Origin of the sequence: Oceanisphaera litoralis, from assembly GCF_016907015.1 — a bacterium.
Classification (GTDB): Bacteria; Pseudomonadota; Gammaproteobacteria; order Enterobacterales; family Aeromonadaceae; genus Oceanimonas; species Oceanimonas litoralis.
Window position 1 is genome coordinate 38,925 of record NZ_JAFBBE010000024.1, and the last position, 10,030, is coordinate 48,954.

Sequence of the window (10,030 nt, forward strand, 5' to 3'; positions counted from 1 at the left end):
CTTATTGTTTTTATTTGGTTTCGGATAACAGCAGCCGGGTTTCCCGGTTTTCCCAACAGCCTCTGCCGTCGAGAATATATTCTTTAAGAATTAACTCGTCAGGTGTAATGCCCACCACTTCACCGAGATTCAGCCCCATGCGCTGCCCCATCGTCACACGATGTGTCACCCCGTCCTGAGTACGGATCAGCGCCGACAGACCCCGCTGGTCACCCAGGGTGCCCCGCAGTGACAGATTATCGAGCGAATAACGTTCAAGCTCCTCCGGCGGCCGATCATGGTTCGGCAGCTCGCAATTTGCCGCAGAAGCCTCCGACTTCTTGCTATTTTCCGGCTGTGGATGTCCGAAGGGGCTACGCTCCGAGCCCGGCTGATAGGTATCCGGTACAAATTCCTTGCTCTTGGGTTGTGGTTCCGGTGGTGTGGCAGGACGCGCTTTCACTTCGGCCACATAGTGACCAAGATCCTGGTCATCGATACACGCCGTCAACAACAGCACCCCCGTCAACAGGCAGAAAACTCTCATTTTTCCTCCTGCTCGTTATATTTGTAGGTCTTGGCCAGCATCGACATGCTCAGTTGATCGGCGCCGGCCCGGGACAGGCTGAAACTGTCGATGATCACGATGCGAGGCAAGGCCGCCACATCGGCCACAAAGTGCCCGAGCTGATGGTAATCGCCGCTGACGATAATACGCATGGGCAACTCGGTGTAAAATTCGCTCGGCTTTTCCGCTTCCCAGTTGATACGCTCCAGACGCAAGCCATTGTCGGCTGCCATAAAACTGATATCGTCGAGCAGGCCGGCGATTTCCAGCGTGTTGGGTAATTTGCGCAACTGGGCATTCAACTCCGCCTGCTGCTCCGCCAGTTGCAGCTTGGAGCCGGGCAACCCGCCTGCCAGTTGCGCCTTTTCCTCGAAGATGGCTTTCAGTTGCACTTCCTGTGCCTTGCTGGTGTCCAGCCTGGCGAGACTGTCTGTAATCAGAAAATAACCGATGGCACCGGCCAGGAGCGCACACACCAGGGCAACCACAATGGCCTTGCCGGACCGCGGCCACTGCCCGATATTATCGAAGTCCAGTTCCAGCTCATTCAACTGTTGCCAGTTCATTGGATCTCTCCCTGTGTGTGCTCTCGCACCTTGAGCTGCATGGAAAACTGACTCAGGGCGATAGGCTGCATATCACTGGAAAAAATGGAGCTGATACGGGGTTCATACAGCCAGTCACGACGCTCGACCTGTCGGATCATGTTGGCTACCCGGGGGTAGGCTTCGGTTTTACCGACAATATCGATGCGGTTGTCAACCACATTGAGCGAGCTCAGATAAACCCCGGGCGGTACCAGCTCGGGCAGCTGATTGAACAACCTCACCGACACGTTACGCCGCTGCTGAAAGCCGTCGATCAGAGCCACTCGTTCCAGCAGCTCGAGACGTTTATCCCTGATATCGCGCATCTCTCCCAGTATCACATCGAGCTTGGCCGTTTCGCTCTGCAAAAACCGGTTCCGCTGCTGCTGTTGGGCTGTTTGCTGATTAATCCACATATTCGCCACCAGCATCACCGACACCGTTATGATTGAGGCAACCGACAATATCATCATGAATTGTTTTTTCTGGGCGGCACGCTCGCTTTCGCGCCAGGGTAACAGGTTTATATTGGACATGGGGTAACACTCCTCAGGGCCAGCCCCAGCGCCGTGGTAAAGGCCGCCGCATCGGGGGAATGCGTCGTCACACCGTTGAACAGGCGATCAAAATCCGGCTGCAGCACCGGCAGACTCAGCTCCTGTTGCAGAATCTGCGCCAGATCCGGTAACTGACTGCCACCGCCACTCAGAAACAAGGCCGGGGGGGCCTTGTTACCGGAGCTGCTGCAAAACAGCTGGATATTACGGCGAATATGCTGCAACAAGGCATTGATATGCAACTGCTCTATATCCTCCCGGAGTTCGACGGGAAAGGTATTCTCTACCTTGGCCTGTTCCACCCGCTCTGCCGGCATATCACTCAGCCTGGCCAGTTCACGACTCAACTGAGCACCGCCGAAGTTCTGCAACCGGCTGTAGATGACCTCTCCCTCCTCCATCACCACAAAAGTGAGGCATTCGGCACCAATATCCACCACCGCCAGCAGTCTGGCCTCGGTCTTTTCCGCCGCCAGACAGGCATTGACTCCCCGGGCCAGGGCATGGACACCAATATCCATCACCCGGGTCTCCCAGCCCGCCAGTTCCAGGGCACTGACGCGGGTATTGATGCTTTCGGTACGGGCGGCACTCAACAGGATATTGTCCCGATCCGGATGGTTTGCATTGATGCCCAGGCTTTCGTAATCCAGGCTGATTTCGTCGAGCGGAAAGGGAATATGCTGTTCCGCTTCGAGCAATATCTGGGTTTCCAGCTCCTCGGGCGACAAACTGCGCGGTACCAGGATCGTCTTGGTGGTCACGCTGCTGCCGGTCACTGCGGTCGCCACTATGCTACAACTGCTGTTCAGCTGGCGCCGCAATAGCTTGAGCGCCATTACCACCTTATCCACATCCTGCAACTGATGATCGACAATACTGCCCTTGGGCGTGGGGACACTGGCCATGGCTTCGAGTTGATAATCGCCCGGTGTTCCTTTCAGAACCAGGGCCTTGATGCTGCTCATCCCGAAGTCGATTCCAATCATCCCCTGTAAATCCTTCCGTCTATTCAGGTTCAACATAGTCATCCATGTATTTGTTATGATTGGTTTTGACAATAATATACAGACTCAAGCAAATCGCTAAGGTTATCGCAGTATAAAAACAAAGCGCTCGAATAACACCACCAACGCAGGATATACTTGCTCACTGTTTGGTTAAAAAATGATTTATCGGGTGTTATCTTCATGCTCAAATGGCTCAATCGCCTGTTTTTATTCGGTCTTTTTCTCGCGCTGAGTGGCATAGTCGCCGTCTTCGGACTCTATCAACAGATCAAACCCGAGCTGCCGGACGTGTCTGCACTCAAGGACATACGCCTGGAAACGCCGATGCGCATCTTCAGTCAGGATGGCGAACTCATCTCCCAATACGGTGAACAGCGCCGCTATCCCCTTACCGTGGCGCAGATGCCGCCGCTACTGATAGACGCCTTTCTGGCCACCGAAGACGACCGTTTTTATGAGCATCCCGGTATCGATCCCATCGGTATCAGCCGGGCGGCATTTGTCTGGCTGAGCACCGGCGAAAAACGCCAGGGCGCCAGCACCATTACCCAACAGGTGGCGAGAAACTTCTTTCTCACTCGGGAAAAAACCGTGATCCGCAAGATCAAGGAAATTTTCATCGCCCTGCATATCGAATCGCTGCTCGACAAAGACGAAATCCTCGAGCTCTACCTCAATAAAATTCCGCTCGGGCACCGTTCTCATGGTGTCGGTGCCGCCGCCCAGGTGTATTACGGCAAGGAAGTCGGCGATCTGACGCTGGCGGAAATGGCGATGATCGCCGGTCTGCCCAAGGGACCTTCCATCTTTAATCCCATCAGCAACCCGCGTCGCGCCGCCGAACGCAGGGCCATCGTACTGGGCCGCATGCTGGACACCGGAAAGATCACCCGCACTCAATACGATGAAGCGATGGCAGCGCCGGTGGCGGCCCGCTATCACGGTGCCGAAATCACCCTCACTGCCCCCTATCTGGCAGAAATGGCGCACCAGTTTGCCCTGTCGATGTTCGGCAAGGAAGCCTATACCCGTGGACTGAGCGTTTATACCACGGTGCAGTCGGACGAACAGAACGCCGCCAATACCGCCCTGGTCGAGGGGTTGCTGGCTTACGATCTGCGTCATGGTTATCGCGGCCCGACGGCCAGCCTGTGGCAGAACAGCCCCTGGGACCGGGAACAGATTGAACAGCATCTTGAGCAGCAACCGAGCTACTGGCCGCTGGAGCCTGCCGTGGTCACCGCCGTGGCCGAGCGTAGCGCCACCCTGATCATCAAGAACAGGGGCGAGGTACAGCTCGGGTGGGATGGCATCAAGTGGGCACGTCGTTACCTCTCCGACAAGCGCCAGGGCCATGCCCTGCGGCAGGCCAAAGAGGCCCTGAGCCCCGGCGATCAAATCTGGGTTCGCCCTCAGGGAGAACACTGGATGCTGGCCCAGCTACCGGAGGTCAATGGTGCCCTGGTGGCGCTGGAGCCGTCCAGCGGCGCGGTAACGGCACTGGTAGGCGGCTTCAACTTCACCCTCAACAAGTTCAACCGGGCCCAGCAGGCCGAGCGTCAGATGGGATCCAATATCAAGCCCTTTATCTATTCGGCGGCGCTGGATAGCGGCTTCACCCTGGCCAGCCTGATCAACGATGCGCCCATCAACCACTGGGATGCCGGTAGCGGCAATGCCTGGAAACCCCGCAACTCGCCCAACGTCTATGATGGCCCGATACGGATACGGGAAGCGCTGGCCCGCTCCAAGAATGTGGTGTCCATTCGCCTGCTGCGAGATACCGGTATTCCGGTGGCCATGCAACGGCTGAATGCCTTCGGCTTCGACACCGCCAACATTTCGGCGACAGAAAGCCTGGCGCTGGGCTCTCCTTCCGCCACACCGCTGCAGATGGCCACCGGCTATGCGGCCCTGGCCAACGGAGGCGCCCGGGTGACTCCCTTCGTGGTGCAACGTATCGAGGATGCACAGGGAACCCTGCTGTATGAGGCCAAGCCCCGCCGCGTGCCGGTGATCAGCGCAGAAAATGCCTTCCTGGTCAGCCAGGCGCTGAACTCGGCCATTCTGGGCGGAACCAGCAACGGTCGACGCTGGAACGGCACCGGCTGGCGTGCCGGACGGGCCTTGCAGCGACAGGACATCGCCGGCAAGACAGGTACCACCAACGACTCTCGCGACGCCTGGTTTTCCGGCTTTACCCCCGACAGGGTGGCCACTGCCTGGGTCGGTTTCGACGATTTCGGCCGACCACTGGGTCGCACCGCACACAACCCCAACCTGGGCGCGGATCAAACCGCCGGTGGCGAGTTTGGCGGCAGCACCGCCCTGCCCATCTGGGTGAGTTACATGAAGGTGGCGCTGAAGGACTACCCGGAACAGGCTCGGCCGGTGCCGGAACATCTGGTCACCGCCACCATAGACACCGGCAGCGGTTTGCTCAGCCATGGCGAGGGCATGACCGAGTACTTTATAGAAGGCACAGAGCCCAGACGCTACGGTCGGCCGGAAAGCCGGCAGCAGTTTGGCGGCACCAGCATTACCGACGAGCTGTTCTGAGCCTCCGGCCTGTGATCAGCTAGAGATTACAGCAGCCCCTTGATCAGCTGGCTGATGACCTTGGCCATTTCGTTGAAACAGGGGCGCCGCACCGAGTGAATGCGATACAGCAGGGCGATGGTGCGGCTGGGTTCCGGATCCGTCACCGGTATGTAACTCACCCCCAAATTGCCATTGTGCAGGCCGATGGCCAGTTGCGGTATCAGGGTCAGCCCCGATCCTGCCGCCACCATGTTGCGCAGGGTTTCGAGGCTGGTGGCCTGAAAATGGTTGTCTTCACCGATGCCGGCGGCGAAACAGAAGCCCATGGCCTGATCCCGCAGGCAATGGCCGTCTTCCAGCATCAGCAATTTTTCTCCCTGCAGCTCGCTCAGTGCTATCTGTTCACGGCCGGCCCAGGCATGCTCGCTCGGCAACGCCAGCCTCATTGGCTCGTCATACAAGGGCAAGGAGCCGAAGTTATCCATGCTCTCGAGCTGGGCCAGGATCAGGCAGTCCAGATCGCCGTCGGCCAGCTGCTTGAGCAAGGTGTGGGTCTGGGCTTCGTACAGATAGATGTGCAGCTCGGGAAAGTGCCGTTTCAGTACCGGTATGATATGGGGCAGCAGGTAAGGGCCGACCGTCGGGATCAGGCCGATGTGCAGCTCGCCCGACATCGGCTCGGTGAAGGTACGGGCAATATCGCGCAGCTCCTTGGTTTCCGCCAATACCCGCCGGGCCTGAGCGGTAATGGCGTCTCCCGCCGGGGTAAACAGCACCTTGCGGGAAGTGCGCTCCATCAGCACCACCCCCAACTCGTCTTCCAGCTTGCGCAGCTGGCCACTCAGGGTGGGCTGACTGACGAAGCATTTTTCCGCCGCCTTGCGAAAGTGGCGCTCTTCGGCCAGTGCCACCAGGTATTCCAGATCCCTTAGATTCACGTCTTCCCCGTTGTTTTCATGCCGCTTCTACGGTCATCATCACCGATTTAACCGTAAATGAAAAGTCGTGTTCAGGGCAGTACAGGCGCTGCATCACAGAACGAAAAAAGGGGCTTTCGCCCCTTTTTTCTGCACTGTTTGTCCCTGCACTAAGTAATATCTCATAACTTATGTGGATACTGGGGCTAGCTTTTCTTACTCGTCACCCTCGCGAAGGCGGGGGTCCAGTGTCTTTACAGGAGAAGCGCAGGCTGACAAATCTGCGCCACAGGCCCTGGATTCCCGCCTTCGCGGGAATGACGACAGAACCACACCTGTTATGCTGCATTACTTACTTGTCCAGTACTACTTGGCATTCCGCTATGCCAGATATTCGGCCAGCTCATCGCTACCGCCGATATGACGGCCATCGATGAAGATCTGTGGCACCGAGGTCCGGCCGGACACCGCCTTCAGGGTAATGCTGGTGGCATCCTGACCCAATATCACTTCTTCGTAGCGCATGCCCTGCTCCAGCAGCATCTGCTTGGCGCGGGCACAGAAAGAGCAGCCCGGCTTGCTGAACAGGGTAATGGCTGCCGGCTTGGCCGCCTGCGGGTTGATGTGAGCCAGCATGGTATCGGCGTCGGACACCTCGAAGGGGTCGCCCGGCTTGTTCGGCTCGATAAACATCTGCTCTATCACGCCGTCCTTTACCAGCATGGAATAACGCCAGGAGCGCTTGCCGAAGCCCAGATCCTGCTTGTCCACCAGCATGCCCATGCCATCGGTAAAGTCGCCGTTGCCATCGGGGATGACCCGGATGTGCTCCGCTTCCTGATCCTTGAGCCAGGCGTTCATCACGAAGGTATCGTTGACGCTGATACAGATGATGTCGTCCACCCCGTTTTCAAACAACACCGGCGCCAGCTCGTTGTAACGCGGCAGGTGGGTGGAAGAACAGGTCGGGGTAAAGGCGCCGGGCAGCGAGAACACCACCACCGTCTTGCCCTTGAAGAGTTCGTCGGTGGTCACATCGACCCATTGCTCGCCCTGACGGGTTCTGAAGCTAACCTGGGGAACGGCCTGGCCGGTTTTATCAGTCAACATAGGGTGCTCCTTATTCGGTGCGTTTCGCTTGAGTGGACTCAGTATGCCAAGAATCGCTATATTGTTGAAATAGTTAAAATCACAGGAATTGATAGCCAAAGGCTATTAATGTTGACCACTGAAAACGGGAGCTGCGTTTCACCACAGTTCCCGTTCAGATTACCCATGGCCGTTATGCTGACGCTGGTAAGTAATGCTGCATAACAGCTATGGCTCTGTCGTCATTCCCGCGAAGGCGGGAATCCAGGACTTGTGGCGCAGAACGGTCAGGCTGCTGGTTGCCTGCAAAGGCACTGGCCCCCCGCCTTCGCGAGGGTGACGAGAAAGGCAAGCCAGCGCCAGAATCCATATCAGTTATAGGGTGTTGCTTAAGTAATGCCGTATAACTTATGTGGATCTATACTGTCATTATCGATGCCATTTTGTGGGCCTAGGTATGAAGCGAAACTTGTTAGGACAACCACTAACAACCGAAGAAGCTATCACTCTGAAGGAGATGTCAAAACATCATCCTTTCCCAGATTTCAGACGAAGAGCTCTCGCACTCCCGCTCGCGCTGAATGATGGCGCTACTGTTGTCCAAATTACCCAGATGTTTCGGATAAGCGATCAACCGATCTATAACTGGACAAAAGGCTGGAGAACTAAGGGGTTGGTCGGCATTTTGACTGGGCATAAAGGCGGCCGACCGCCCAAGTTGACTGCTGAAATGTTGGATGTGGCCGCAGATATTGCCCGCTCCGAGCCACTGACGTTGGCCAGGATAGCTGCTCGTGTTCGCGAGCAATATCCCGATGCCCCTTCATTTAGTTTGGATCGCCTTTCTGTTGGACTAAGAACCAGAAAGCTATCTTTCAAACGAACCCGGCTCAGTCTCGAAAAAAAAGAGACGAAACAGCCTTCCAGGACGCCAAAGGCCGCTTGGCAAGACTCCGAGGGAAGGCCAGAGCAGACAAAATAGAGCTTCTTTACTGCGATGAAAGTGGCTTCTCCTGTGTACCGAATGTACAGCGAGCTTGGGCACCACTTGGTGTCACTCATTTGGCTGATGCCAGTGTAAGCCGTAAGCGTGTGAATGTGATGGGGGCACTGAACTACGCTACCGGCAAGCTGCACTTTGAGCTTTTTGAACACTCAGTGAAACGGCAGCACGTTGTACCCTTTTTAGATAAGTTGGCACAATCTTCCTGCCAGGATAAATTGACTATCGTGGTCGTAGACAATGCCTCCATCGTAAGCGGCTAATTAACCGGTAAACCGGTGCCTACTCGGCATCCAGCGCGACGTTCCATGGCAGCAGATCAGTCAGATCGGCGCCGGGGGGCCGCTGCGGTAGCTCGGTAAACAGCCGCTGGAAGTAGAAGTACGGGTTAATATCGTTGGCCCGGCAGGTCATCACGATACTGTACAGCGCCGCGCTGGCATGGGCGCCGCCGACCGATTGGGAGAACAACCAATTCTTGCGACCGGTGGTAAACGGTCGGATGTCCCGCTCGGTCACGTTGTTGTCGATACTCAGTTCGCCATCTTCCAGATAGCGGCTCAGCTTGTCCCATTGTTTGAGGGTATAGTTGACCGCCTCACCGATATAGCTCTTCGGCAACAGCGTGTCCGCACTCTCCGTGAGCCAAGCCTTGAAGGTGTCCAGCAGTGGCCCCGCCTGTTGCCGACGTATTTCCCGCCGCGTATCCGGCGGCAGCCCCTTAGCTGAACGTTCAATGGCATAGAGCTTCTGGATATAGCCGAGGGCGACGGTGGCCTTGCCGGTTTTTTTCGGCTGCGCCTTGAGGGCATCGCTGAACTTGCGCCGGGCATGCGCCCAGCAGCCAGACAGCGTCACTTCCTTGAGTGTGCCATAGACCCCATAGCCATCGCACAACAGATAACCGCGATAGCCCTCGAGGAAGGTCTGCGGATACTGCTGCCCACGCCCCGGTTGATAGTCATACAGCACCACCGGTTGTGGGTGGAACTCACCGCTGCGGTACACCCACATATAGGATTGTGTCTCCGCTTCGCGCTCAGGTTCGCTTAGCACCTGTACTCGGGTTTCATCGGCGCACACGACCGCCTGGCTCAGCAGCTCGCGGCGCATCTGCTCCAGCAGCGGCTGCAACAACTCCCCCGCCTTGATGCACCAGTTGGCCAGGGTGCTGCGGCTTATCTCCAGGCCGATCCGCGCCAGGATATCGCACTGCCGGTAGAGTGGCAGTGCATCGCAGTACTTGGCGGTGACCACGGCTGCCAACGCCTCCGGACTGGCGATGCTGCGGGGGATGGGCTGCGCCGGTTTGGGCGCTGTAATGAGCTGAGTGCTGGTGGCTGTCTGTTCACAATGACGACAGGCATACTTGGTACGGCGGTGTTTGATCACGCTGATCCTGGCCGGCACTATCTTCAGCTGTTCGCTGTCTTCACTGCCGCAGATCTGCATGGTATCGCCGCAGCAGCGGCAAGAGGGCTCGTCGAGGGTATAGACCCGTTCTTCGCGCTCCAGCCCGGCCGGCAGCGGCTTGCGGCCTGTTTTCTGGCTGCTTTTCGTCGCCGGTGGGAGCTGGGACTGCTGCTCGGCCTCATTGAAGGTCCCCCGAGGCGTTTTTTCACTCTGGCGGCCAAACCGCTTGGCGCGACCGAGTTTGAGCTGCGCCAGGGCATGCTCAAGCTGCGCCTTGAGTTCGCTGATTTCTTCCGCCTGTGCCTGATGTTGCTGCTGTAACTGCATCAGCATCTGCTTCAGTTGGGTGATATCGTCAGGGAGCTC

10 protein-coding genes are annotated in these 10,030 nt (G+C 57.3%); 3 read left to right on the forward strand and 7 right to left on the reverse strand.

Annotated features, from left to right (window positions below; genetic code table 11):
• Positions 1–10 precede the first annotated feature (10 nt).
• Genes HNR62_RS13935 through pilM form a run of 4 tightly spaced genes read right to left on the reverse strand, consistent with a single transcriptional unit; the run spans position 11 to position 2,680 of the window.
• Positions 11–526, reverse strand: coding sequence for a pilus assembly protein PilP (locus HNR62_RS13935; protein WP_204796683.1), 516 nt, complete (start codon positions 524–526; stop codon positions 11–13).
• Complete coding sequence (locus HNR62_RS13940; protein WP_204796684.1) at positions 523–1,113, reverse strand: type IV pilus inner membrane component PilO; 591 nt, start codon at positions 1,111–1,113, stop codon at positions 523–525. The genes HNR62_RS13935 and HNR62_RS13940 overlap by 4 nt, the downstream gene beginning before the upstream one ends.
• Positions 1,110–1,670 carry a PilN domain-containing protein gene (locus HNR62_RS13945; protein WP_204796685.1) on the reverse strand — a complete coding sequence of 187 codons (561 nt, stop codon included), beginning with the start codon at positions 1,668–1,670 and terminating at the stop codon, positions 1,110–1,112. Before HNR62_RS13945 ends, HNR62_RS13940 begins: the two co-directional genes overlap by 4 nt.
• Positions 1,658–2,680: a type IV pilus assembly protein PilM gene (pilM, locus tag HNR62_RS13950; protein WP_239552818.1), complete on the reverse strand. Its 1,023-nt coding sequence runs from the start codon at positions 2,678–2,680 to the stop codon at positions 1,658–1,660. The genes HNR62_RS13945 and pilM overlap by 13 nt, the downstream gene beginning before the upstream one ends.
• A gap of 201 nt (positions 2,681–2,881) precedes the next feature.
• Between pilM and HNR62_RS13955 the strand changes: the two genes are divergently transcribed.
• On the forward strand, positions 2,882–5,260 hold the full coding sequence (locus tag HNR62_RS13955; protein WP_204796687.1) for a penicillin-binding protein 1A: 2,379 nt from the start codon (positions 2,882–2,884) through the stop codon (positions 5,258–5,260).
• A gap of 26 nt (positions 5,261–5,286) precedes the next feature.
• On the opposite strand, the gene oxyR is transcribed toward HNR62_RS13955, so the two are convergent.
• Positions 5,287–6,180: a DNA-binding transcriptional regulator OxyR gene (gene oxyR, locus HNR62_RS13960; protein ID WP_204796688.1), complete on the reverse strand. Its 894-nt coding sequence runs from the start codon at positions 6,178–6,180 to the stop codon at positions 5,287–5,289.
• 360 nt (positions 6,181–6,540) lie between these two features.
• Positions 6,541–7,269 carry a glutathione peroxidase gene (locus HNR62_RS13965; RefSeq protein ID WP_204796689.1) on the reverse strand — a complete coding sequence of 243 codons (729 nt, stop codon included), beginning with the start codon at positions 7,267–7,269 and terminating at the stop codon, positions 6,541–6,543.
• 436 nt (positions 7,270–7,705) lie between these two features.
• Here HNR62_RS13965 and HNR62_RS13970 point away from each other — a divergent pair, with 436 nt between their 5' ends.
• Positions 7,706–8,230 (forward strand): helix-turn-helix domain-containing protein, encoded by a 525-nt coding sequence (locus HNR62_RS13970; RefSeq protein WP_204796690.1) that lies wholly within the window; start codon positions 7,706–7,708, stop codon positions 8,228–8,230.
• On the forward strand, positions 8,191–8,514 hold the full coding sequence (locus tag HNR62_RS16475; RefSeq protein WP_204796691.1) for a transposase: 324 nt from the start codon (positions 8,191–8,193) through the stop codon (positions 8,512–8,514). Before HNR62_RS13970 ends, HNR62_RS16475 begins: the two co-directional genes overlap by 40 nt.
• 19 nt (positions 8,515–8,533) lie before the next feature.
• Here the strand turns inward: HNR62_RS16475 and tnpC are convergent.
• Positions 8,534–10,030 (reverse strand): IS66 family transposase (gene tnpC, locus HNR62_RS13980; RefSeq protein ID WP_204796692.1); only part of this gene is annotated, 1,497 nt, incomplete at its 5' end.

Excerpts from the sequence above, each read along its gene's own strand:
- HNR62_RS13935 (WP_204796683.1), bottom strand. The coding sequence starts at position 526 with ATGAGAGTTTTCTGCCTGTTGACGGGGGTGCTGTTGTTGACGGCGTGT.
- HNR62_RS13940 (WP_204796684.1), bottom strand. The coding sequence starts at position 1,113 with ATGAACTGGCAACAGTTGAATGAGCTGGAACTGGACTTCGATAATATC.
- HNR62_RS13945 (WP_204796685.1), bottom strand. The coding sequence starts at position 1,670 with ATGTCCAATATAAACCTGTTACCCTGGCGCGAAAGCGAGCGTGCCGCC.
- pilM (WP_239552818.1), bottom strand. The coding sequence starts at position 2,680 with ATGATTGGAATCGACTTCGGGATGAGCAGCATCAAGGCCCTGGTTCTG.
- HNR62_RS13955 (WP_204796687.1), top strand. The coding sequence starts at position 2,882 with ATGCTCAAATGGCTCAATCGCCTGTTTTTATTCGGTCTTTTTCTCGCG.
- HNR62_RS13965 (WP_204796689.1), bottom strand. The coding sequence starts at position 7,269 with ATGTTGACTGATAAAACCGGCCAGGCCGTTCCCCAGGTTAGCTTCAGA.
- HNR62_RS13970 (WP_204796690.1), top strand. The coding sequence starts at position 7,706 with ATGAAGCGAAACTTGTTAGGACAACCACTAACAACCGAAGAAGCTATC.